Origin of the sequence: Roseateles aquae, from assembly GCF_032337115.1 — a bacterium.
Lineage (GTDB): Bacteria > Pseudomonadota > Gammaproteobacteria > Burkholderiales > Burkholderiaceae_C > Roseateles_C > Roseateles_C aquae.
On the sequence record NZ_JAVXZY010000005.1, the window covers coordinates 1 to 22486 of the forward strand.

At 69.1% G+C, this 22486-nt stretch carries 20 protein-coding genes; 6 read left to right on the forward strand and 14 right to left on the reverse strand.

Annotated features, from left to right (window positions below):
- Window positions 1–136 precede the first annotated feature (136 nt).
- The 5 genes from rsmD to RQP53_RS12965 all read left to right on the forward strand — a co-directional run bounded on the left by rsmD (window position 137) and on the right by RQP53_RS12965 (window position 3355).
- Window positions 137–802, forward strand: coding sequence for a 16S rRNA (guanine(966)-N(2))-methyltransferase RsmD (gene rsmD / locus RQP53_RS12945; protein WP_434064088.1), 666 nt, complete (start codon window positions 137–139; stop codon window positions 800–802).
- Between the two features lie 50 nt (window positions 803–852).
- Window positions 853–1350, forward strand: a complete 498-nt coding sequence (gene coaD / locus RQP53_RS12950) for a pantetheine-phosphate adenylyltransferase (protein WP_315650741.1) — start codon at window positions 853–855, stop codon at window positions 1348–1350.
- Window positions 1351–1360: 10 nt separating this feature from the next.
- A complete protein-coding gene (locus RQP53_RS12955; protein WP_315650742.1) occupies window positions 1361–1615 on the forward strand; it encodes a YfhL family 4Fe-4S dicluster ferredoxin in 255 nt (84 codons plus the stop codon).
- A 98-nt stretch (window positions 1616–1713) separates the two neighbouring features.
- Window positions 1714–2592, forward strand: a complete 879-nt coding sequence (locus tag RQP53_RS12960) for an MBL fold metallo-hydrolase (RefSeq protein WP_315650743.1) — start codon at window positions 1714–1716, stop codon at window positions 2590–2592.
- Window positions 2593–2743: 151 nt separating this feature from the next.
- A complete protein-coding gene (locus RQP53_RS12965; protein WP_315650744.1) occupies window positions 2744–3355 on the forward strand; it encodes a PEP-CTERM sorting domain-containing protein in 612 nt (203 codons plus the stop codon).
- A gap of 16 nt (window positions 3356–3371) precedes the next feature.
- On the opposite strand, the gene RQP53_RS12970 is transcribed toward RQP53_RS12965, so the two are convergent.
- The 4 genes from RQP53_RS12970 to RQP53_RS12985 all read right to left on the reverse strand — a co-directional run bounded on the left by RQP53_RS12970 (window position 3372) and on the right by RQP53_RS12985 (window position 7738).
- A complete protein-coding gene (locus RQP53_RS12970; protein WP_315650745.1) occupies window positions 3372–3926 on the reverse strand; it encodes a histidine phosphatase family protein in 555 nt (184 codons plus the stop codon).
- Window positions 3923–4720 (reverse strand): adenosylcobinamide-GDP ribazoletransferase, encoded by a 798-nt coding sequence (locus RQP53_RS12975; RefSeq protein ID WP_315650746.1) that lies wholly within the window; start codon window positions 4718–4720, stop codon window positions 3923–3925. The genes RQP53_RS12970 and RQP53_RS12975 overlap by 4 nt, the downstream gene beginning before the upstream one ends.
- Window positions 4721–4821: 101 nt before the next feature.
- On the reverse strand, window positions 4822–6135 hold the full coding sequence (locus tag RQP53_RS12980) for a sensor histidine kinase (RefSeq protein WP_315650747.1): 1314 nt from the start codon (window positions 6133–6135) through the stop codon (window positions 4822–4824).
- A gap of 46 nt (window positions 6136–6181) precedes the next feature.
- Window positions 6182–7738: a DUF3369 domain-containing protein gene (locus RQP53_RS12985; RefSeq protein ID WP_315650748.1), complete on the reverse strand. Its 1557-nt coding sequence runs from the start codon at window positions 7736–7738 to the stop codon at window positions 6182–6184.
- A gap of 214 nt (window positions 7739–7952) precedes the next feature.
- Between RQP53_RS12985 and RQP53_RS12990 the strand changes: the two genes are divergently transcribed.
- A complete protein-coding gene (locus tag RQP53_RS12990; RefSeq protein ID WP_315650749.1) occupies window positions 7953–9530 on the forward strand; it encodes a PAS domain-containing sensor histidine kinase in 1578 nt (525 codons plus the stop codon).
- A 13-nt stretch (window positions 9531–9543) separates the two neighbouring features.
- On the opposite strand, the gene cobT is transcribed toward RQP53_RS12990, so the two are convergent.
- The 10 genes from cobT to RQP53_RS13040 are packed head-to-tail and all read right to left on the reverse strand — an operon-like array spanning window position 9544 to window position 22478.
- Complete coding sequence (cobT, locus tag RQP53_RS12995; RefSeq protein WP_315650750.1) at window positions 9544–10587, reverse strand: nicotinate-nucleotide--dimethylbenzimidazole phosphoribosyltransferase; 1044 nt, start codon at window positions 10585–10587, stop codon at window positions 9544–9546.
- The gene (locus tag RQP53_RS13000; RefSeq protein WP_315650751.1) at window positions 10584–11369 is read right to left on the reverse strand and encodes an ABC transporter substrate-binding protein; all 786 of its coding nucleotides are present in this window, start codon (window positions 11367–11369) and stop codon (window positions 10584–10586) included. Before RQP53_RS13000 ends, cobT begins: the two co-directional genes overlap by 4 nt.
- Complete coding sequence (locus RQP53_RS13005; protein WP_315650752.1) at window positions 11366–12865, reverse strand: cobyric acid synthase; 1500 nt, start codon at window positions 12863–12865, stop codon at window positions 11366–11368. Before RQP53_RS13005 ends, RQP53_RS13000 begins: the two co-directional genes overlap by 4 nt.
- Window positions 12853–13884, reverse strand: a complete 1032-nt coding sequence (locus tag RQP53_RS13010; RefSeq protein WP_315650753.1) for an aminotransferase class I/II-fold pyridoxal phosphate-dependent enzyme — start codon at window positions 13882–13884, stop codon at window positions 12853–12855. Before RQP53_RS13010 ends, RQP53_RS13005 begins: the two co-directional genes overlap by 13 nt.
- Window positions 13881–14822: an adenosylcobinamide-phosphate synthase CbiB gene (cbiB, locus tag RQP53_RS13015; RefSeq protein ID WP_315650754.1), complete on the reverse strand. Its 942-nt coding sequence runs from the start codon at window positions 14820–14822 to the stop codon at window positions 13881–13883. The genes RQP53_RS13010 and cbiB overlap by 4 nt, the downstream gene beginning before the upstream one ends.
- On the reverse strand, window positions 14822–15391 hold the full coding sequence (gene cobO, locus RQP53_RS13020) for a cob(I)yrinic acid a,c-diamide adenosyltransferase (protein WP_315650755.1): 570 nt from the start codon (window positions 15389–15391) through the stop codon (window positions 14822–14824). Before cobO ends, cbiB begins: the two co-directional genes overlap by 1 nt.
- Window positions 15381–16028 carry a 5,6-dimethylbenzimidazole synthase gene (gene bluB / locus RQP53_RS13025; RefSeq protein WP_315650756.1) on the reverse strand — a complete coding sequence of 216 codons (648 nt, stop codon included), beginning with the start codon at window positions 16026–16028 and terminating at the stop codon, window positions 15381–15383. The genes cobO and bluB overlap by 11 nt, the downstream gene beginning before the upstream one ends.
- 13 nt (window positions 16029–16041) lie before the next feature.
- On the reverse strand, window positions 16042–18138 hold the full coding sequence (locus RQP53_RS13030) for a TonB-dependent receptor (protein WP_315650757.1): 2097 nt from the start codon (window positions 18136–18138) through the stop codon (window positions 16042–16044).
- 31 nt (window positions 18139–18169) lie between these two features.
- Window positions 18170–22159 carry a cobaltochelatase subunit CobN gene (gene cobN, locus RQP53_RS13035; RefSeq protein ID WP_315650758.1) on the reverse strand — a complete coding sequence of 1330 codons (3990 nt, stop codon included), beginning with the start codon at window positions 22157–22159 and terminating at the stop codon, window positions 18170–18172.
- Window positions 22149–22478: a DUF2149 domain-containing protein gene (locus RQP53_RS13040; RefSeq protein WP_315650759.1), complete on the reverse strand. Its 330-nt coding sequence runs from the start codon at window positions 22476–22478 to the stop codon at window positions 22149–22151. Before RQP53_RS13040 ends, cobN begins: the two co-directional genes overlap by 11 nt.
- Between the last annotated feature and the right edge of the window lie 8 nt (window positions 22479–22486).

Genomic DNA, 22486 nt, shown 5'->3' on the forward strand with positions numbered 1-22486 from the left:
GTTGCGCTGCTCGGCTGTCGGGCCACCAGCCCGACCTTCGCAGCGCGCCTACGTGGCCGCCCCTTTTCTCTCAACCACGACCCACGCCGACTTATGCAGACCTTCCTTAGCTGAACGCTCGGCGACAATGCCGGGCATGAGAGCGAAATCATTGCGCGTCCTGACCGAAGCGGGGCAGGGCAAGAAGAAATCGGAACGTCAGGACGGCATGTCGCAGCCGCGCAAGCCGGTGCAGCCGGGGCCACCACGGCTGGCCGCCCGCGAGGTGCGCATCATCGGCGGGCGCTGGAAGCGCTCCAAGCTGCCGGTGGCCGACAAGCCGGGCCTGCGCCCGACGCCGGATCGCGTTCGCGAAACCCTGTTCAACTGGCTGGGCCAGGATCTGGACGGCTGGCGCGTGCTGGACGCCTTTGCCGGTAGCGGCGCACTCGGCTTTGAGGCCGCCTCGCGCGGCGCGGCCGAAGTCTTGCTGCTGGAGCGCGACGCCGATCTGGTGCGCAGCCTCAACAACAGCCGCGCCAAGCTCGGCGCCGAGCAGCTGCGGGTCGAGGCCAGTGATGCCTTGGCCTGGATGGCGCGCGCGCCGGCCCAGCGTTTTGAGCTGGTGTTTCTGGACCCGCCTTTTGCCGCCGGCCTGTTCGAGCCCGCCTTGCGCGCCGCGGCACCGCTGCTGGTCGAAGGCGGCTATCTCTACCTGGAATCGCCCGAGGCGATTGCCGTGCCGCCCGAGTGCGGGCTGACGCTGTGGCGCGAGGCGCGCGCCGGGGCGGTTCACTACTGTGTCTTGCGGCGCAGCGGATAATCCGGGCTGTTCGACTGTCCGCTACAACGCCTCGTTGCCAGGAGCCGCGCTTGACCTCTGTGACCGTTCTGACCGCCGTCTACCCCGGCACCTTCGATCCGATGACCTTGGGCCATGAGGACTTGATGCGCCGTGCCAGCCGTTTGTTCGAACGGCTGATCCTGGCGGTGGCCGCCGGCCATCACAAGAACACCATGTTCACGCCGGACGAGCGCCTGGACATCGCCCGCGAACTGGCGGCCAAGTATCCGAACGTCGAGGTGATTCCCTTCCACGGCCTGCTGCGTGATTTCGTCGTCAACAACGGCGGCAAGGTGGTGGTGCGCGGCCTGCGCGCGGTCAGCGATTTCGAATACGAATTCCAGATGGCCGGCATGAACCGTAAGCTGATGCCCGAGGTCGAGACGGTGTTCCTGACCCCGTCGGACCAGTACCAGTTCATCTCCGGCACCTTTGTCCGTGAAATTGCCAAGTTGGGCGGCGATGTCTCCCAGTTCGTCTCTCCCTCGGTGCGGGCGCGGCTGGAAGAACGGATCAAGACCTTGTGAGGGCACGGCGATGGCATTGATGATCACCGACGAATGCATCAACTGCGATGTCTGCGAGCCCGAGTGCCCCAATCAGGCGATCTCGATGGGCGAGGAGTTCTATCAGATCGATGCCAGCAAGTGCACCGAGTGCGTCGGCCATTTCGACGAGCCGCAGTGCGTGCAGCTGTGCCCGGTGGCCTGCATCCCGGTCAACCCGGCCCATGTCGAAAGCCGTGAAACGCTGATGCAAAAGTACCTGCGGCTGACGGCCGTCAAAGCTTGAAACCGGCGATGGGTGATGGCCTTTCGCGTCGAAGGCTGCTGGCTGCTGCAATCGGTGCGCCTTGGTGCTCCGCGGCCTGGGCGGCCGAGACTGCAGCCGTGGTGCCAGCCAAGCGCTATTTCCGGCTGGAAGAGCTGGCCCCAGGCGTACTGGCGGCCATCGACGAAGGCGCGGGTGCCAACGCTGGCGTCGTGTTCGGCAGCGAGGCGATCGCCGTCATCGACAGTTTCTACGAGGCGGAGGCCGCCACTGCGCTGCTGGCCGAAATACGCCGGCGCTCGGCGCTGCCGATCCGCTATCTGGTCAACACCCATCACCATGTCGATCATGTCGGCGGCAACGCGATCTTCGCCGCCGCCGGCGCCACGCTGATTGCGCAGCGCCAGGTCGCTGCCTGGGTGCGGCCCGAGAACCTGCGGCTGCTCGGCGGCGAACGCATCAGCGAGGCACAACGCGCGCGGGTGCAGGCACTGCAAGCGCCGGGCATCGGCTATGAGCAGCAGATGATGCTTGAGCTGGGCGGGCGGCAGTTGTGGCTGCGCCATGCGCTGGGCCATACCGGCGGCGACACGATCGCCTGGCTGTCCGACGCGCAGGTCTTCTTCATGGGCGATCTGTTCTGGCGCCGTGCCGCGCCCAATCTGACCGACGCGCGGCTGAGCGACTGGATAGCGACGCTGGCCGCCTTCGAGGGGCACGCTGGCCGCTTCGTGCCGGGCCATGGCGAGCCCGGGACGGCCGCGGATGTGGCCGACTTCGCCGGCTATTTGCGCCGCATCGATGCGCTGGCCCAGCAGGCGCTGGATGAGGGCCTGCGCGGTGCCGCCGCCGAGGCGCAGGCGCTTGAAGCCCTGCGCGCCAGTCATGGCGACTGGGCGTACTTCAAGGGCCTGGCACCGTCTGGGGTGCGCCATGCGCTGGCCGAGCGCCAGGGGCTCAAGCGTGTCCCGCCGCCGCTGGCATCGCCGCGCTGGTAGGCACTGCATTCGCTTACAGTTCCGCGCCCGCGATTCGCCCGGGAGCCTGAGCTAGGCGTAAGAATCCGGCCATTGCATCGGCCATTGCATCGGCCATTGCATAGGCTATGAGGCCGAGAGTCCGCAGGAGGCAAGCCATGTTCGTACTTCCATGCTGGGTGTTGCAGCGCTGATGCTGGCGCTCACGACCGCACAAGCTCAAACCATTACCGAGGACTTTTCGCTCGGTGCGCAGGGTTGGACTGCCAGCAATGGCGGCGCGCTGAGCCATCAGGCCAGTGGCGGCAACGGTGGCGGATTCCTGCAGATTGCTGATTCGAGCAGCGACGACTTCCTGATCGTTGCGCCGACCGCGCTGCTTGGCAACTGGAGCAGTTTCCTGGGTGGCACGCTCAGCTTCGACGCGCGCAATATCAATGGGGACAGCCCGGACTGGTCGCCGTTCGGTGAACTGACCTTCAGCGGCGCGGCCGGGGCGGTCTCGCTGGACATGGTGTCCCCCAATCTGCCGCCGGCCGATGGCCAGTGGCACCGCTACAGCGTGCAACTGACCGTCGCGAATTTCGGCGCGCAGCTGCCCGCCGTGCTGGCACAGCTGAACGGCCTGAGCATCAAGGGCGAATACCACAATGGGGTCAGTGAGGTGCTGGGGTTCGACAACTTCAGCGTCTCGGCCGTCCCCGAACCTTCCCAGGCCTTGCTGCTCAGCCTGGGCCTGGTGGGGCTGGTACCCTGGCTGCGCCGTCGCCGCGACCAGTGCTGAGCCGCGGGCGCCGGCCTCAAAGCTGCCAGCATTCGCTATAGCGGGGCGGCCGGGGCCAAACGGCCGCATCGGGTAGCACCGTGCCATGCTGCTGCTGCCATCGGCGAGCCAGCATCCAGCCGCCATGGCTCACAACGAGCCGCGTGTCACCGCCTTGGGGCCGTGGCGCGGCGTGCCAGGCGGCAGCCCGCTGCAGCAAAGTCAGCAGATTCTCGCCATGGCCTGGCGCGTGCTGGACGAAGTCCGCGATCCAGATGTCCACGGCCGTGGCACCGATCGAGTCCCAACGCTGGCCGTCCCAGTCGCCAAAGTCGAGCTCCAACAGCGCCCGGCAGCGGTGATGCCGCCAGCCCCAGCGTCTCAGCCAGCGTCCGACATCGGCACAGCGTTGCAGCGGCGAGGTCCAGACCTCGTGCGCCAGACGCTCACGCCGCGCGTGGGCCTGGATGCGCCGCGCCAGCCGCTTGGCCTTGCGCCAGTGCACCGGCAGATCGGTGCCCGCGCCAATGCAGCGCCCTTCGGCCCCGATCGGACGCGGATGGCGCCAGACCCGCAGTGCCGTCGCGTTCACAGCAGGTGCCACAGCGCCAGCAGCGCGAGCAGCGCGGCCAGCTCACTGAGCTGCTGCGAGGCACCCAGGTTGTCGCCGGTGTAGCCGCCCAGGCGCCGGTCCAGCCAGGCCTGCATCCACAGACACATGGCCGCTGCGGCGACGCTGGCGCCGCACAGCAGCGGCAACAGCGCCGGGCGCCAGGCCACCAAGGCGCCAGCCGCGAGCAGCACCCACAGCAGGCCGACGGCAAAGCCGGCGTTGCTGATGCTGGTGGCCAGCGGCTTGGCCTTGGCATGCTCGGCATCGCCGCCATAGGGCAGGGCGTGCATCAACCACAAAGGCGCCACCCGTGAGGCGCCGTGCACCCAGAGCAGCAGCGCCGCCGCCTCGTTGGGCTGGGCCTCGGCCAGGCCGATCAGGCAGGCCGCCTTCAGGCCCAGCACCATGATCAGGCCGAGCGCGCCATAGCTGCCCAGGCGCGAGTCCTTCATGATCAGCAAGGCCTTCTCGCGGCTGACGGCGCCGCCCAGACCATCACAGGTGTCGGCTAGCCCATCTTCATGAAAACCACCGGTGAGCAGCATGCTGGCGGCCATGGCCAGGCCCACGGCCACCGGCGCCGGCCACAGCCACTGCGCGCCCCACAGCACTGCAGCACTGACGGCGCCGACGCACAACCCTACCAGCGGAAAGTAGCGGGCACACTGCTGCAACCAGACGGGCTCGAAGCCGACCCAGGCCGGAATGGGAATGCGGGTGAAGAACTGCAACGCGATGAAGAACAGGCGCAGCTCGCGCAGCAGCCAGGCCATCAGCGCGTTCCCGCTGGGGAAAGGGGACGCAGGGCAATGCGGCGGCCTCGCCGCGCGTGGCAGGTTCTACACATGGACCAAAGAGGGGGCTGAATGGATGCTTAACGCAGCGCCGCAGGCGCCAGCGGGAGCTCGATGATAAAGCCCAGGCCGGGGCCTTCCGTTTCGTCCAGCGCCAGCTCGCCACCCAGCGAACGGGCCAGCTGGTCAACCAGGCCCAAGCCCATGCCGGGGCCCTCGGCCGCGCCGGCATGCTGGTGCAGCAGATGCTGCAGATGTTTGCGCAGTGGCGCCGATATGCCGCGACCGTTGTCACGGAAGACGATGCGGGCGCGGCCCTCGGTAACCGAGAGCGCGATGCGGATCTGCCGGTCCTTGATGCCCTCAAAAGCATGTTGCACCGCATTGAGCAGCAGCTTGGACAGCAGCAGCGACAGCAGCCCGGCGCGCATCACCGCCGGCACCCGCTCGGGCAGTTGCCAGTCGATGCGTATCTTCGAGGACTTCAGCAGCGAGCTGTGTACCCGCGCGACGGTGTGCAGATAGTCGGGCAGATCGAGCGGCACGGCGGTGTCGCTGCTCTGATCGACCGCATAGCTCTTGAAGCCGGCCAGCAGATCGGCGGCGCGGCGCAGATGGCCACCGATCAGCGTGGTGGCCTCGCTCATCCGAGCCGCCAGCGCCTGCAGTTCCTGGCGCGAGACGGTGTCGCGCTGCAAGAGCTGGCTCAGCTGGCGGGAAAACTCTTCGAGCCCGGAGGCGGCGGTCACGGCCACGCCCATCGGCGTGCCCACGTCCTGCGCCATGCCGATCACCAGGCTGCCCAGCGCGGCCAGGCGCTCCTGTTCGATCATCCGGCCGGTGGCCAGCAGCTGCAGCGCGCCCTGCTGGCCCAGCAGCTCCTGCTCGCGGGCGCCGGCATTGACCAGCATCAGCTCGGCGGCGCAGCGCTCGGTCAGGCGGCGCAGCAGGGCCTGGACGGCAGGCGCATCCGGCAGGGCGCTGCTGCTTGCCACCAAGAGCAGCCCCAGCGAGTGGGCATTGCCATCGCGCAGTTGCACGGCAACGATCTGCCGCGGCACTGCCGGCAGTTCGCCGGGCAGGAGATCAGCGATGCGCTCGCAGCAGATGTCGTCGAGCCGGTCCGCCAGTTCGGCCTCAAGCGGCTGTTGTTCGTCCAGCAGCCAGTCCTGCACCTGCCAGACCACCAGCGCGCGCAGCGTGCTCCGGCCCTCGGCCGTGCTGTCGCGCCGGGCCAGCAACGCCGTCTCGCAGCCCAGCTGTTGGGCCAGGGTGCGGCAGAGCAGGCGGAAATAGGCCAGGCCATGGGCGCCGGCGGTCTGCTGCAGCAGGGCCAGCAGCTGCTGGTCAATCAGGGCATCTGGGCCCGTAGCAAGCGCGTCGGGGTCTGCCATGGTGGTACTGCGCAAGGGCTCTGGATGAGCGGATTGGGGGAGCGGATCAGGGGTTCGCCTGGTCGGGGAAGAGGCGGTAAATATCGCGCACCAGATCGAGCCGCTCGGTCAGCAGCTTGACCAGCTGCGGATCGAACTGCTTGCCGGCCTGCTCCTGGACGTAGTTGATCGCGTCATCAAAACTCCAGGCTTCCTTGTAGCAACGCTGGCTGACCAGCGCGTCCAGCACATCGGCCAGCGCGACGATGCGGCCGGCGATATGGATCTGGTCGCCGGCCAGGCCGCGTGGGTAGCCCTGGCCGTCCCAACGTTCATGGTGCTCGTGGGCGATGATGGCGCCCAGCTGCAGGATGCGCTTGTCGGACTTGTTCAAGAGCTCGTAGCCGATGCGCGCATGGGTCTGCATCACCTGCCACTCTTCCTCGTCGAGCTTGCCGGGTTTGTTCAGCACGCGGTCCGGGATGCCGATCTTGCCGACATCGTGCAGCGGCGAGGCCTGGCGCATGAACTCGACATCGCCGCCCTTCATGCCCACCGCCTCGGCCAGCAGCGCCGAGAGCTCGCCAACGCGGCGCACATGGGCGCCGGTTTCCTTGGAACGACGCTCGACCGCCTCGCCGATGATGTAGACGGTGGAGCGTTGGGTGTCCTGGATCTCCTCGCGCAGCAACAGGCTCTCGTAGGTGATGGCCACGTTGGCGCAGAAGATCTCGAGCAGCTCGCGCGCCTGTGCGTCGACCGGCTCCGAGAACACCATGTACAGCAGGCTCTCATTGCCGGTGCTGCTGCGGTAATAGCCTACGAAGCAGAGCTCCTCGAAATAGCTCGCCTGTGAGCTCAGCGCGCGATCAAGGGCCTGGCGAACGCTTTCGGGCAGGCTTTCAACTTCCTCATCGACCAGCAGCCGCGAGTACTCGGACGTGGCGGCCAGCACCTTCAGCCGGCCCTCGATATGCGAGGCGGCATAGGCCGAGATGCGACTGGCACAGAGGCCTTGTGCCTCATAACCGAGCAGATGAGCGACCTGCTCCAGCACGGCGGACGCAAAGCGGCGCAGGTTTTGTGAATCGTAGACGCGAGTGATGGCATCGATCGAGCGACGCAGCGACTGGCGCGACTGCTCGATGATCATGATGTCGCGGTAGGAGCGCAGCGCCGAGTAGAAGACGGTGATCAGCTTGCGCTTGGTCAGCTCGGTCTTTTCCTTGTAGTCATTGATGTCATAGGTCTTGATGACATGCTCTTCGGGCGCCTGGCCGGGCTGGCCGGTGCGCAGCACGATGCGCACATGGTTGTTCTGCACCTCTTCGCGGATGTAGCGGGCCAGGTCCAGGCCGGCATGCTCGCTCTCCATCACCACATCAAGCAGCACCAGCGCAATATCGCGGCGGGTGCGCAGCAGCTCGCGCGCTTCGGCGGCGCTGTAGGCGTCGAGGAATTGCAGGCGGCGGCCGTTGAATTCGAAATCGGCCATCACCAGCTGGGTCACCTGGTGAACCGCCGGATCGTCGTCGACGATCATGACCACCCAGGGGTCAATCGGCTTGGCCCGCGCGGCTGGCGCCTCTTCAGGCAATTCCTCGGCAAACACCAGGTCAGTCATGCAAGGGCCCCTGCTGGATCATGGCGTCCCATTATGCGTACCGTGGCCGCGAAGTAAACAAGGAACTGCTGTCACTGTTGCCAGCTGTTGTGCCCGGGTACGATAGTGTCGTACCGCGACGCCGGGTGCCCTCTGCCCAGCGCTGTCGCCAAGGTGTCAATTGCCGGACGCGCGCACTCTTGCCGAGGCGGTGCTCGGGTGGAGGTCCAAGCTGTTGTCGATCCCTGCCATCGCCCTGGCCCTGCTGCTGGCGGCGCTTTTGCTCTGCCTTGGGCTGCTGCTGAGTCAGCAAAGGCATTTGCGTGCCCAGCAGCAGCGCCTGCTGGGGCTGGAGACGGCGCTGGAAGCCAGCGGTGCGGCGCCTTGGGAATGGTTCGTGGCCGAGCGCCGCATCGTGCTCAGCGATGCCTATTACCGCCAGCTCGGCTATGCCGTTGGCGACTTCCCGCCGGAAGACTTCGCCTGGCGCCAGTTGCTGCATCCCGATGACAAGTCGCGCGCCATCGACAACGTCAAACGCTACCTGAAGGCGCCGGAGACGGCCTATTTCAATGAATACCGGATGCGTACCACCGACGGCCGCTGGCGCTGGATCCTGGCTCGCGGCCGCGTGGTCAAGCGCGATGCAGAGGGTCAGGTCTTGCTTCTCGTCGGTACCCATCTCGACATTGACGCGATGAAGCGCCAGCAGATGGCCTATGTCGAGTCGCAGGAACGCTTCCAGAAGATCTACGAGACCACGCCGGACTCGATGGGCATCACCCGCATCTCCGATGGCCTCTACCTGGACGTGAACGCCTCCTTCAGCCGCATCGGTGGCTACAGCCGTGAGGAGGTCTTGGGCCGCACCAGCCTGCAGCTCGGTGTCTGGGTCGATCCGCAGCAGCGCGAACAGCTGATCGAGACCTTTCGCAGCGAAGGCAAGGTCGATTCAATGGAGATGGCAATACGCCGCAAGGATGGCGTGGTCGTTCACGGCTTGATGTCGATACGGCCGTTGTCGGTCAATGGCGAAGACTGCATGCTCTTCATCTACCGCGACATCTCGGAATGGCGTCGTCTGCATGCCGAGGCTGAGCGGGCGCGGGCAGAGGGTGTCGCGGCAGCGGCGGCCAGCCGCGCCAAGTCGGAGTTTCTGTCGCGGATGAGCCATGAGCTGCGCACGCCGCTGAACGCGGTGCTGGGCTTTGGTCAGGTCTTGCAAAGCAATGCCAGCCTGGACCAGCGTGCGCGCCAACAGCTCGACGGCATTCTGGGCGCCGGCTGGCATTTGCTGCAGCTGATCAACGATGTGCTGGACCTCAGTCGCATCGAGGGCGGGCATCTGCATGTGGCGGTGCAGCCAACTGAACTGGCGCCGCTGCTGCGCGAGGCGCTGGACATGGTCGGCGCCCAGGCAGCGGCGGCCGGTATCAGCCTGGCGGTGGAGGGTTTGCCCGCCTTGAGGGTCAAGGCCGATGCGCTGCGCCTGCGTCAGGCCTTGTTGAACCTGCTCAGCAATGCGATCAAGTACAACCGCCGCGGCGGCCATGTCTGGCTGCGGGTGAATCAGCCCAGCGAGCGCGAACTGGATGTGCTGGTGGCGGACGACGGCCTGGGCATGAGCCCGACCCAGCTGCAGCATCTGTTCGAGCCCTTCAACCGCCTCGGTCGTGAACGCGAGGCCATCGACGGCACCGGCATCGGCCTGGTGCTGAGCCGCCATCTGATCGAGGCCATGGGCGGCAGCTTGACGTTGAGCAGCGCGGCCGAGCAGGGCACCGAGGCGCGCATCCGGCTGAAGCGGGCCTGAGCCGTCGCAGGCTTCAGCTGCTGCCGGCCTCGCTGACACCTGCCGAGGCAAAGCTGGCCATCTCACCCAGCACCCGGCAGGCCGATTCCAGCAGCGGCCAGGCCAGCGCCGCGCCCGAGCCTTCGCCCAGCCTGAGGCCGAGGTCCAGCAACGGATCGGCCTGCAGCGCCTGCAGCATCAGCCGGTGGCCGGGTTCGTCCGAGCGGTGCGAGAACACGCAACGTTCCAGCACCGCCGGCTGCAAACGTGCCGCGACCAGCACCGCGCTGCTGGCAATGAAGCCGTCGACGACGATGACGCGGCGCTCCAGCGCCGCCTGCAAGATGCTGCCGACCATCATCGCGATCTCGAAGCCGCCCATTGCCGCCAGGGCCGCCAGGGGCTCGCTAGCGCCGTGGTGGCGATCCAGCACGCGGGCCAGCACCTGGGTCTTGTGGTCCAGCTGCGCATCGTTGAGCCCGGTGCCGCGGCCGGTGCACAGGGCGATCGGCTGGCCGGCGAGCCTGGCCAGCAGCAGCGCCGCGGCCGAGCTGTTGCCGATGCCCATCTCGCCCAGCAGCACGGCATTGCCGGGGCGCTGGCGCAGCAGGGTCTTGCCGGCGGCAATGGCGGTGGCGCATTGGTCGGCGCTCATGGCCGGCCCGTGCAGCGAATCGGCTGTGCCTGCGGCGATCTTGGCAATCTGCAAGCCCGGCCGCGGCGTGAACTCGTGATTGACGCCGGCATCGATGACGGTCAGCGCCATGCCATGCTGGCGAGCCAGCACACTGACCGCCGCGCCACCGGCGATGAAGTTCTCGACCATCTGCCAGGTCACATCGGACGGGTAGGCCGACACGCCCTGGGCGGTCAGGCCATGGTCGCCGGCGAAGACCATCATTTGTGGCTCGCTCAGGCGCGGCGTTTCGCTGCCGAGGATCAGGCCCAGGCGCAGCATCAGCGTCTCCAGCCGGCCCAGCGCGCCCAAGGGCTTGGTCTTCTGATCGATGCGCTGTTGCAGGCGCTCGGCCAGCACGGCGTCGTGCAGGGACGGGATGGCGGGGATCAGTTCGATCATGACTTCACTCCAACAACAGTGGCTTGTATGGCGGCGAGCACCTGGCGGGCGCCGCGCTCGATGGCGGCTGGGCCGGGCGCGAGAATGTCGGCCGACTTGATCTCGGCCAGCCGGGCATTCAGCGCCGCGAAGCCGGGCCGGGCGAGCACGCGCTCGGGCACGAACTTCTTGCCGCACCAGGAGCCAAGGATCAGCTGCGGCTCGCGCACCAGCACCTCGTCGTGGCTGACGATGCGCTGCTTGGCAAAGCCGGCGCGGGCGCGCTCGGCAAAGACGTCGATGCCGCCGGCCAGCTGGATGATTTCGCTGACCCAGCCAATGCCGCAGATCAGCGGATCGTCCCATTCCTCGAAGAACACCCGCGGGCGCCAGGGCAGGGCGGCTGCCGATTCTGCGATCTCGGCCTGGGTGGCCCGCAGCGAGTTGACCAGGCGGGCCGCTTCGGCCTCGCGCCCGACCAGCACGCCGAGGCGCTCGATCATCGTGTGGATGCCCGCCAGATCACGCTGATCGAGCCACAGCGTGGCCAGACCGGCGGCGGCGCATTCATCGAGCAGCGGCTTTTGCAGATCGGAGAAGCCGATCACCAGATCGGGCTGCACCGCCTGGATGCGCTCCAGCTTCATGCTTGAGAAACCGCTGATCTTGGGCTTTTCGGCGCGCGCCTCGGGCGGATGCACGCTGTAGCCGGAGATGCCGGCGACGTGCTCGCTGGCACCCAGCCGGTACAGCACCTCGACGGCCTCGGTCGACAGGCAGGCGATGCGTTGCGGTGTTGTCATGCGCGGGGCTCCAGCAATTGCATCAGCAGCCCGGGGGCGAAATGCGTGTCGATGTAGTCGGCCAGGCCGTCAAAGACCTGATCCAGCGTCTGCACCTGCTGGCCGAACAGCGCGCGCAGCAGCGCCGGCTGCTCGAACAGGCCGTGGGCGTAGACACCCAGCACGCTGCCGGCCTGCCAGCCGATGGGCGCGCCGGCATCGTCGCGCAGCGCCACCTCGGCGGCGGCCAGGCTGGGGTGCTGGACGGTGCGGCCATGGTGGATCTCATAACCTTCCGAATCAATGCCCTGCCAGGCTTGCCAGGGCGCGGCCAGCGTGTCGGCAAAGCGCAGCCGCGTGGGCCGCAGCAGCTTGTCGCGTTCGAACTGGGTCACCAACGGCAGCAGGCCCAGGCCGGGCGCATTGCCGTCGATGCCATGCGGATCGACCAGCGTTTCGCCCAGCATCTGCAGGCCGCCGCAAATGCCCAGCAGCGGGCGGCCGGCAGCGGCGTGGCGGGCAATCGCCGCATCCAGCCCCTGGGCACGCAGCCAGGCCAGATCGGCCGCTACCGCCTTGGAGCCGGGCAGGATGATCCAGTCGGCGCCGTCCAGCTCGGCCGGGCTGCGCGCCCAGCTGAGGCGCACACCAGGCAGATTGCGCAGCGGCTGGAACTCGTCGAGGTTCGAGAGGCGCGGATAGGCGACGACGACGATCCGCAGTGGCCGTCCGGCGCCACCGGGCCAGGCGGCGGCGCCGCCATCGTCATAGAGTCCATCCTCTTCGGGCAGGCCATGGCCGCGCCACATCGGCAGCACGGCCACGGTGGGCACGCCGGTCAGCGCCTGCAGCTGCTCGGGGCCGGGCGCGAGCAGGCTGGCGTCGCCACGGAAGCGGTTCAGCACAAAGCCGCGTATGAGCGCGCGCTCTTGGGTCGGCAGCAGCTGATGGGTGCCGTAGAGATGGGCGAAGGCGCCGCCGCGGTCGATATCGGTGACCAGCAGGCAGGCGGCGTCGACCTCCAGCGCGGTACGCATATTGACGTAGTCGCTGCTGTGCAAGTTGATCTCGGCCGGCGAGCCGGCGCCTTCGATGACGACGACATCGTTCTCGGCCATCAAGGCGTGCAGCGCCGGCCGTGCGTGCAGCCAGAGCTGCTCGCTGCGCTCGCGCCAGGGCATGCGGGTCAGCCGCTCGTCGACCTCGCCGAGCACCACCACCTGCGAGGCAGTGTCGGCCTCGGGCTTGAGCAGCACCGGGTTCATCCGCACCTCGGGCACCCGGCGGGCCGCCAGCGCCTGGAAGTACTGGGCGCTGCCGATCTCGCCCATTCGACCGAATTCAGCCATCGAGCCAGGCGGCGGGCCAGCAACGACCACACGAGCGTTGTTGCTCATGTTCTGCGCCTTGAAGGGCGCGACCTTGAGACCCTGGCGCGCATACCAGCGGCACAGCGCCGTGGCTAGCCAGCTTTTTCCCGCGCCGCTGGTCGTTCCCAGCACCATCACTGCAGGCATTGCATCTGCTCCAAAACGTTTTTCAATGCGGCCTGGGCCACGGGGGGCTGAACCGAAACGCGCAACAGGCCGGCCATGCCAAAGGAGGCGGCGTCGCGCAGCTTGATGCCTGCGGCGCGCAGCGCGGCGTGCTCGGCCGCTGCAAAGGGCCGCGGCGGCCGGGCCAGCCAGAAATTGCTGCAGCTGGGCCGCTGCTGCCAGCCCAGTTCGGCAAGCAGCGCACGCTGGCTGTCGCGCCAGCGGCGCAGTTGCTGGCGCTGCAGTTCCAACGCCGGCGCGAAGCGCGTCCAGTGCTCGAGCAGCACCACGCCCTCGGCCGACAGCACCCAGCTGGCTGCCAAGGCCTCGGCATGCGGGCGCAGCGCATCGTCCTCGTGTGGCGCCAGCAGATAGGCGGCGCGCACGCCCGTCAGGCCCAGCGCCTTGTTCGGGCACTGCAGGCGCCAGCAGGCCTCGGCCAGTGCGGCAGGCAGGGCGCTTTGGCCATCCAGCCGCAAGGGCTCGCAGGCCAGGTCGACGGCCAGGATAGCGCCGCTGTCATCCAAAGCTCGTTGCAGCCGGGCCCAGTCCTCGGACGAGAAGCTGCTGCCGGTCGGGTTGCAGGGCTCACAGGCCCAGACCAGGGCCGGACCGCTGTTCGCAAGGGCTTGGCACAGCGCTTCGGCGTCGGCATAGCCATGAACTGCCAGGCCCAGCGCCTGCGCCGCAGCGGCGTAGTCACCAAAGCCGGGCGAGGGCACGAAGACCTCGTGGATGCCGGCCAGCTTCGCCGCCAGGCTCAGCCGGCGGATCGCTTCGCTGCCGCCGGCGGCTGGCAGCACACGCTCGGCGGCCAGCTGTTCGTGGTGGGCCAGGCTTTGGCGCAGCGCGGCATAGGCCGGGTCTGGATAGCGCTGCCGATCAGCGCCCACCAGCGCCACCTGCAGCGATTCGGGAGGCGGCAATGGCCAGGCGTTGCTGGAAAAGTCGTGGCTGATCGGCCCCAGGCCATCACTGCCGCCATGCACGTTCACGCTCATGCCAGTCCCCCACGCAGCAGCCCCGCCAGCAGCACCAGCGGCAGCACCGCGGCCAGCAGGGCGCGGCCAGCCAGGCGCAGCGCCGCGTCCAGGTCTTGCGATTCGGGCGCGCGGCCCGCTTCGTTCAGCGTATAGACCCCCGGCTTGCCCAGCCGCACACCCAGGCGCAGCGCCATCGCGCCCATGGGCCAGCCGCCGTTGGGCGAGGGTGTTCGCGCAGCCTCCTGGCGCAGTCGGCCGCTGCCCTGCAGGCCTTGAATTGACCAGGCGGTCAGCCGTGCCGGTGCCCAGGACAGCGCATCATCGGCAAAGGCCGCGCACTTGCCGGCCCATTCCCAGCGGCCGCGATAGCCCCACATCGCGTCGGCCGTATTGGCAAAGCGGTAGACCGCCGCGCCGGGCAGGCCCAAGAGCATGAACCAGAACAGAGGCGCGACGACCGAATCGTTGAGGTTCTCGGCCAGCGTGGAGATCGCCGCCTCGCGGACCTCGGCGGCGCTGAGCTGGCGGGTGTCGCGGCTGACCAGGCGGGCCAGCTGCGTGCGTCCCTCCTCCAGCGAACGCTGCAAGGCGATTTCGACGGCCGCGACCTCATCGCGCAGCATGCGCCAGGCCAGCAGCGGCTTCAGGCACAGGCCCAGCCACAGTGCGCCAGCCAGCCACCACATGCCGCCCCGCCAGGGCTGCAGCCAGCGCCACATGGCCTGCTCCAGCAGCAGCGCTACGGCAAAGGACAGCGTCGCGCCAACAAACCACAGCAGCGCGCCCAGGCCCAGCGCCTCCGAGCCGTGGCGCAGGCGCAGCAACGGTACGCTCATCGCCTTCAGATAGCGCCCCATCGCCACGACGGGATGCGCCCAGGACGGCGGCTCGCCGAACAGGCGATCGACCAGCAGGGCGATCAGCATCGCCAGCGGCAGCAGCCAGGGCAGGGCCATCAGTCTTCGATTCCGCGTTGAGCAGGAACCCCTGCCTTGAAGTGATGCTTGACCATCGTCATCTCGGTCACCGTGTCGGCCAGCTCGATCAGCTCCTGCGGCGCGTTGCGGCCGGTCAGCACCACATGGACATGGCTGGGCCGCTCGCGCAGGGCGCTGAGCACCTGTTCCAGCGGCAGCCAGCCATAGCGCAGCGGGTACATGATCTCGTCCAGCACGACGAGGAAATGCTCGCCGGCGGCGATGGTTGCGGCGGCGCGCGTCCAGCCGTCTCGCGCCAGCTGCGCACTGTGCTCCAGATCGCGGCTCTTCCAGGAGAAGCCATCGCCAAGGCCCTCGATCGGCACGCCCAGCTGTTCGAACATCCGGTGCTCGCCGAAGCGGGCGCTGGGCACCTTCATGAACTGATAGATCTTGACCGCCTTGCCGCGGCCGTGGGCACGCAGCGCCAGGCCGAAGGCGGCCGTGCTCTTGCCCTTGCCGTTGCCGGTGTGGACGAGGATCAGGCCGCGGCGCTCGGCGGTGGGCTGCTGGCGCTGGTAATCAACAGGCGGGGATTCAATCTGCATGGTCGGGGGCTTTCATCAGCATCTCGTGCAGCGGGCGGCGTTGCCGCCAGCCCGTTTGTTCGAGCATCGGTTTTTCATAGAAGGCGGGCACCGGGCCCAGGCACAGCAGGCCCAGCGGCCGGGCGCCTTCGGGCAGTTCCAGCAAGCGTGCCAGCGCCAGCGGGTCGAACATCGAAACCCAGCCCAGGCCCAGATTCTCCACGCGTGCGGCGAGCCAGAGGTTCTGCACGGCGGCGCCCGCCGAGCACAGGGCCATTTCCTGGGGCAGCGTGCGGCGGCCGAAGAGGGTGCCATCGTCGGCAGGCAGAACCAGGGCCAGCAGTTCGGCACAGTCGCGCAGGCCTTCGACCTTGAGGCGCAGGAACTCATCGGACCGTGAGCCCAGCGCCGCGGCGGTGGCCAGACGTTCGGCCTCCACCAGCGGGGCCAACCGGGCGCGCCAGGCGTTGCTGCTCAGGCGCATGAAGCGCCAGGGCTGCATCAGGCCGACGGAGGGCGCCTGGTGGGCCGCCTGCAGCAGCCGTTCGAGCTGCGCGTCCGGCAGCGGCGGGCCGGGCAGGAAATGGCGGCAATCGCGCCGTTGCGCAATGGCCTCGCGGACCACCTCGGCCTGCGCGTGAGTGAAATGGGCAGTCATAGGCTGTGATGACTCAGAGGCCGACCCGCAGGCTGAAGCGCAGGCTGCGCGGCTCCATCGGGTGGACCAGGCGCCCGGCCAGGCCCTCACCGCCGCCGCAGCCTGGGCCCTCGCGGCGTGTGCAGGCATTGCCCCAGTACTCGATATCGTGGGCCTGGGTGTTCAGCGCATTGAGCAGGTCCAGCCCGAGCTCCCAGCCGGGAGCCGGGCGCCAGCTCAGCCGGGCGTTGATGGTGAAGGCGCCACCGGCGCGCTGGCTGCCGCTCTCCTCCAGCGCATAGCGTCCGATGTAGCGCAGGCGCAGGCCGGCGCGCCAGGCCGAGCCTGGCTCGTAACTTGCGCTGATCGAGGTGCTCAGCGGGATCGCATTGGGCACCTGGCGGCCGCCGTTCTCGGCCTCGGCGAAGCGGGCGCGCGACCAGGCGAGATCGGCGTCAATCAGCCAGTCCCGGCCCAGGCGGATGTCGTTGGACCATTCCAGGCCGATGCGGCGCGAGGCGCCGCGCGCCTCGGTGACGCCCTCGTCGCCGACGAACACCAGTTCCGAATCGAGCTCGGCCTGCCACAGACTCCAGCTCGATTGCCAGCCCGGCCCGAAGCGATGGCGCAGGCCGAGTTCCTGGCTGCGCGTGCCGGCCAGCATCGGCAGCGGGGCCTGGGCGCTGCCGTCTTGCGGGTTGACGCGGCTGGTGGCGCCGCGCGCGTCGTTGGAGCGGAAGCCGCGGCCCCAATGGGCGTAGAGCTCGGTCTCGGCGTTCCAGCGCTGCACCAGGCCCAGGCGGGGGCTGAGGCGGCTGTCGCTGGCCTGGCCGCCGTTGCCAGCGTTGAACTCGCCGCCCAGCGCCTGGACCTTGGCCTGCACGCGGTCCCAGCGCGCGCCCAGCACGGCACGCCAGTCCGGCGTCAGCGCCTGCTGGAGCTCGGCGAAGGCGCCCAGGGCGTCCTGGCGCACGCTGTCCTCGCGCACGGTGTGCTGCCGCACGCGATCCACCGTGTCGTAGAGACCCAGGGTCGCGATGCGGTCCTGGCGCCATTGCAGGCCCCAGCTCAGTTGCGCGGGGGCCAGGTCTTGCCACAGGGCCAGGCGCGGCTGTTTCGATTGCCAGGCGAAGCCCAGCAGCTTGCGGCGGTCCAGCTGCTCGTGCTGGTCGCCCTCCGGGCCCTGGATGAAGCCAGACGGTGCCGAGTAGAGCTGCAGACCGTAGTCGATCAGGTAGGCCGTGGCCTGCTGCTGCCAGCTTCCCCAGCGGCCTGCCCAGTCTGCGCTGAGGCTGTGACGGTGGGTGATGCCGCCATCGTTGGGCGAGAGCGTGCCGTAGCGGCCGATCTCGCCGGATTCGATGGCGCGCAGCGGCACATGTTCGCTGGCCTTCCAGCGCGCGGTGTAGCCCATCAGGCTGACGGACAGCCCGTCGAGCTCGTCACCCCGGGACCAGCGCAGCACCGCGTTGCGCCGCTGCAGGCCTTCCGGCTGATCCCAGGGGCCATCATTGCTGCTGGCTTCCAGCGCTGCCAGCCCCTCACCGCCGGCCACGGCCCGGCTGCCGGCCAGCAGCGCGCGGCGGAAGTTGTGCGGGCCCAGACCCAATTCGGCGAAGGGCTGGCGCAGCTCGCGCACATAGGCAATCCGCGAGGCGCCGGTGGTGGCGAAGTCGCCGTCCTCGGCCGCGAAGGCGCCCTTGCGGTAACGCAGGCTGTCGACCAGCTCGGGCATCAGGAAGTTCAGGTCCATATAGCCCTGGCCGTGGGCATGGCTGGCCATATTGACCGGCATGCCCGACAACATCGTCGCGAAGTCGCTGCCGTGATCAAGATTGAAGCCGCGCAGAAAGTACTGGTTGGCCTTGCCGTCGCCGCTGTGCTGGGTGACGATCATGCCGGGCATGGCCTCCAGCAGCTCGGCGGGACGCAGCAGTGGCTTGTTGGCCAGGCGCTCGGCACCGATCTCGCCCTGCGAGGCGCTTTCCGCGCTGCCCAGCACGGCCCGGCCTTGCACCTCCACCTTTTCCAATTCTTCGGCGTGAAGCGGCTGCATCAGCGGATAGCCAAGCGCCAGCAGCCAGGGCAGCGAGCGGACGGTACTGCGGGACGGGAATCGATTCGGTTTCATGCAGGACGGACGGATGAGAGGGCGCTGGTGTTCACGCCAGGACTTGTTGATCGGGAGCCGGCCCGGAACGGAACCAGCGCCAGCTGGCACCGCTGGCCACCAGCAGTCCCATCAGCACCCAGGCCAGGGCGGTGGCCAGCGGGGCCTGGCCGGCGGCTGTGCGGAGCAGGCGGGCCTGCGCAACAGGCTGCAACTGCAGGCCGCGCACGACGGGCGGCTGGGCGGCGGCCGGCGGCTGCTGAGGCTTGGGTGCAGCGGGGCGCGACGCCAGTGGCTTCGGCAGCTGGCCTTGCACCCAGCGCTGCACGCCGGCCAGCTCGTCGGCGCGGCTGCGGGCACTGCGCAGCGCGGCATAGCGTTGGGCCAGCTCGCGGCGGGTGGCGGCGTCGGGCTGCCAATGTCCTTGCGCGGCGGCGCGGATCAGGCCGGCCAGGGTCTGCGCATAGCTTTCCCTGTGCTGGGCCAGCCATTGCGGCAGCTGCAGCTGGTGCTTGTCGCGCACCAGCACGTCGAACAGGCTTTGCCAGTGGTCGGGGCGCACAGTCTCGGGGGCCATGTTTTGCCAGCCGAGGGTGAACTGCACCGTCTTGAGCACCTGCAGCGTGCCGGCATAGCCCTCGTCGCGCTGGGCCTTGAGCCAGCCGGGGTGCAGGTAGCGGCTCTGCATTTCCAGTGCGATGGCGCGGCCGGCGCCTTCGGTCTGCTGCTCGGTGGCATCCTGCAGCTGGCTCACATGCAGCTGCAGGGCCTCCTTGCGGCCTGCGGCCTTGGCGGCCGCGGCCAGGCCGCCCAGGTACTGGAAGGGATCGTCCGAGCTGAGCATGGCGTAGAGGTGCGAGCTGCGCGACATCAGCGCCGCATCCGTGCGCTTGATCTGGGCCGAGAAGGCGGCGCGCGCGCTGCGCTCGTCGAGCGCCAGCGGCTCACCCGCGACATAGGGCTGGCTCATGCTTTGCAGGAAGAGCTGGCCCAGGCGCGGGTCTTGGCGGCGCAGGGCGTCGGACTGCATGGCCTCGGCCACGCCCGTGCCATAGGCGCCGACGTTGTTGCCGAACATCCGGGCCTGCGCCAGCTGCCGCGCCCGCGCCGGCTTCATGCCCTGCCGGCGCAGCTCCTGCTCGATCTCGCGGCTGTGGCGGGCGATGGCGTTGTCGCCTTCCTGCTCGGCCGCCGCGGCGGCCAGTGCCACGGCCTCGTCCAGCAGCTTCATCAGGCCGGGGAACTGGTCGCGGTAGGAGCCGGTGATGGACAGCAGCACGTCGATGCGCGCATGGCCCAGCTGCGCCAGCGGCACGAGGCGCAGCTTCGTCGGCCGGCCGTTCTCGTCCCAGATGGGCTCGACGCCCAGCGCGGCCAGGGCCTGGGCTTCCATCAGGCCCTGGTGGCGCAGGGTCTCTCCGGCCCATAGCGACAGGGCCAGGCGCTGCGGCGGCTTCGGGCTCTTGGCCTGCTCGGCCCACCATTGCTTGAACAGGCGCTGGGCGGCTTCGTAGGCCTGGGGCGTGGGCAGGCGGGCCGGGTCCAGGCCGCTCAGATTGCGGCCGGTGGGCAGGCTGTCCGGGTTGCGCAGCGGGTCACCGCCATAGGCCGCGGGCACGAAGCGGCCCTCCAGCGCGGCCAGCAGGCCCGGCAGCTCGCCTTCATGGCTGAGGCGGCGCTCCAGCTCCTGGGCGCGCAGGGCCAGCTGGTAGAGGGCGGGGGTGTCGATGGGCTTGCGGGCCGCGTGGTTGGGCACTGGGCCGTCGGGCAGGGCGGGGCGCAGATCCAGCTCGCTGGCGGCCCGGGCGTCCTTCAGCGCCAGGTCCAGCCAGCGCGCCGGGCGGGCGGTGGCCACGCGCTCGTAGTCGATCAGGAAGGCCTCGTCGATGTCCTCGCCCAGCGCCTCGATCAGCGGCACGCGCAGCATCTGCAGGAGCGTGCCGCGGCGCTGGGCCTCATCGGGCACGCGGCCGAAGACGGCCAGGCCCTGCGGCTGCGAGCTTTGCGCCAGGCGGTCCAGGTAGGGGTGCAGCAGCTCCAGGAAGCCGGAGAAGTTGGCGCTGATCTGTGCGGCCGTCCAGCCCAGGTCGCGATGCAGCTGGTGCTCGACGAACTGCTCGACCATCTGCCGCTCCAGGCCCTGGCGGGTGGGGCCGGGGTCCACCGTCTCCCATTCATGCATCAGCTCGTGCATGCGGGCCATGCGGGCGTTGAAGCCGGCCGGCGCGAAGCTGGGCGTGCGGTGGCTGACCATCAGCGCGCGGCCGCGCCGCTTGGCGGTTAGCGCCTCACCCAGGTTGTCGACGATATAGGGGTAGATCACCGGCACGTCGCCCAAGGGCAGCAAGGCGTCGTCGTGCACGTCCAGGCCGCGCAGCTTGCCATTGGCCCATTCCTGGGTGCCGTGGGTGCCGAAGTGGATCAGCGCATCGGCCTGCCGCGCCCAGCGGTAGACGGCGAGGTAGTGGTGGGACAGCGGCGTCTTGCTGCGGTGCTGCATGGCGTCGCGGCCCAGGTGCTGGTCTTCCTCGCGCGGGGGTTGGGGCAGCACGGCCAGCTGGCCCAGCTGCAGGCGCGGGATCACGAACACCGCTTGGCCCTGCCAGCGTCGCACATAGCGACTCTGCGCCGGTGTCCCCCAGCGTTGCAGCATGGGCTGGCGCACGGCGGCAGGCAGGGTGTCAAACCAGCGCTGGTAATCGGCCAGCGGCAGGGCGGCGGCCTGGCCGCTGCGCAGCAGGGCGTCGAGATCGGCGCCGGGATAGTAGGCGGCCAGCAGGCCCTGCAGTCCCTGCAGCCACTGGGCCTCGTCACGCGGCTCGACGGCATAGCCCGCGGCCTGCAGGCCCTGGCTCAGCTGTTCCAGGCTGCGCGGCACGTTGAGGAAGCTGGCGCCGAAGTTGCTGGCCCCGGCGGGGTAGTTGTAGACGAACAGGCTCAGGCGCTTCTCGGCCGCCGGCTTGTCCTGCAGCGCGATCAGGCGCCGTGCCTTGGCCACCACGGCGGCGGACTGGCGCTGGATGAGCTGCGGCTCGGCGCCGCCCGCGGGATGGGCCACGACCAGCACGGGGTCGATCAGTCCGGCGCTCTCCGGTTGCGCCAGGTAGAAGGGGATGTCGCTCTGCGCGAGGCCGGTGCTGCCGCTCTCCCATTGCGCGATGTCGCCCTGGCGGTGAGGCAGGGTGGCCAGCACGGGCCTGCCCCAGCGCTCGAACAGGGTCTGCAGTGAGCCGGCCTTGGGCATCAGCGTGTGGGTGACCAGCAACTGGTGCACGGGCTCGCCCTGCGGGGCCAGCAGGGCCTGCAGCTGGGTCTCGTCCAGGGGGCTGGCGAAGGCCGCAAGCGCCTGCAGGCCCTGGGCCTCGAACTGGCGCAGCCAGGCATCCAGCCAGGCCGTCTGGCCCTGGACGAAGTGGTAGCGGTGCAGCAGCACCACGACCAGCCGCGCCGCAGCGCCCCGGGCCCGCGCATCGGCCCAGCGGCGGGCCTCGGCGGCATCGGTCAGCAGGGCCGGCGCATCGGGGTGGTAGAAGCCACGCAGGGGCAGGCGCTGGGCGGCTGGCAGCTCGATCTGCCGGCCCTCGGCCTGTGCCTTCAGAACCTGGAAGGCGGCCTGCGTGTTGGTCGCGCCGCCGGCCTGCAACAGGGCGCGCAGGCTGCGCTCAGCCGCGGGTGGTTCACCGCCAGGTATCCACAGCGGCTGGCGCGCGTCCAGGCGTGGCAGCTCGGCCAGCAGCGCGCGCAGCCGCGTCTCGGCCACCGCATGGGGCGCGTCGATCCATACCCAGCGCGCGGCCTGCACCAGACCCTGCAGTTGACGCTGGCGGGCCTGGCGATCCTTGTCGGCCACGGCCTCGCCCAGCAGCGGCACCTGCCAGCGCTGCAGCGTGATGCCGGCGGCCTGGGCCTCGCGCGCGACCAGCGCCTCGCGGGCGGCGGGCGTCACGTCGGTGGAGATCCACAGCAGCTGGGCCTGGGCCAGGCGGGCGATGGTCAGCAGGCCCAGCAGCAGAGCGTGCCGCAGCAGGCGGTCAATGCGCATCGGGCGCAGCTTCCTCGGGTACATAGATGACGCTGCCGTCCTTCAACTTGTAGGCCACGCCGGCCTTCACGCCCTGGCCCTCGCTGCTGCCGCCATTGCCGCGGTACTTGATCTCCTGACCGTTCTTGCGCACGACGATTTCCATGTCCGGCTCGCCGGCGCGGCGGATCACCGTCTCGTCGGCCTGCGACTGCTGCTGCAGGGCCACGGCCGTCAGCAGGGCGACGACCAGGACCAGGAAGACGTCGACGAGGTTGACGGCCGAGAGCATGGGGTCGTCGTCCTCTTCGGCGAGGATGTGCAGGCGCTGGTTGCTCATTGCGGCAC

Coding starts and splice junctions, on each gene's coding strand:
- RQP53_RS13040 (WP_315650759.1), bottom strand. CDS start 22,478: ATGAGCAACCAGCGCCTGCACATCCTCGCCGAAGAGGACGACGACCCC.
- cobN (WP_315650758.1), bottom strand. CDS start 22,159: ATGCGCATTGACCGCCTGCTGCGGCACGCTCTGCTGCTGGGCCTGCTG.
- cobO (WP_315650755.1), bottom strand. CDS start 15,391: ATGCAGATTGAATCCCCGCCTGTTGATTACCAGCGCCAGCAGCCCACC.
- cobT (WP_315650750.1), bottom strand. CDS start 10,587: ATGATCGAACTGATCCCCGCCATCCCGTCCCTGCACGACGCCGTGCTG.
- RQP53_RS13005 (WP_315650752.1), bottom strand. CDS start 12,865: ATGCCTGCAGTGATGGTGCTGGGAACGACCAGCGGCGCGGGAAAAAGC.
- bluB (WP_315650756.1), bottom strand. CDS start 16,028: ATGACTGCCCATTTCACTCACGCGCAGGCCGAGGTGGTCCGCGAGGCC.
- RQP53_RS13000 (WP_315650751.1), bottom strand. CDS start 11,369: ATGACAACACCGCAACGCATCGCCTGCCTGTCGACCGAGGCCGTCGAG.
- RQP53_RS13010 (WP_315650753.1), bottom strand. CDS start 13,884: ATGAGCGTGAACGTGCATGGCGGCAGTGATGGCCTGGGGCCGATCAGC.
- cbiB (WP_315650754.1), bottom strand. CDS start 14,822: ATGGCCCTGCCCTGGCTGCTGCCGCTGGCGATGCTGATCGCCCTGCTG.
- RQP53_RS12975 (WP_315650746.1), bottom strand. CDS start 4,720: ATGGCCTGGCTGCTGCGCGAGCTGCGCCTGTTCTTCATCGCGTTGCAG.
- RQP53_RS12955 (WP_315650742.1), top strand. CDS start 1,361: ATGGCATTGATGATCACCGACGAATGCATCAACTGCGATGTCTGCGAG.
- RQP53_RS12965 (WP_315650744.1), top strand. CDS start 2,744: ATGCTGGGTGTTGCAGCGCTGATGCTGGCGCTCACGACCGCACAAGCT.
- RQP53_RS12985 (WP_315650748.1), bottom strand. CDS start 7,738: ATGACTGACCTGGTGTTTGCCGAGGAATTGCCTGAAGAGGCGCCAGCC.
- RQP53_RS12980 (WP_315650747.1), bottom strand. CDS start 6,135: ATGGCAGACCCCGACGCGCTTGCTACGGGCCCAGATGCCCTGATTGAC.
- rsmD (WP_434064088.1), top strand. CDS start 137: ATGAGAGCGAAATCATTGCGCGTCCTGACCGAAGCGGGGCAGGGCAAG.
- RQP53_RS13030 (WP_315650757.1), bottom strand. CDS start 18,138: ATGAAACCGAATCGATTCCCGTCCCGCAGTACCGTCCGCTCGCTGCCC.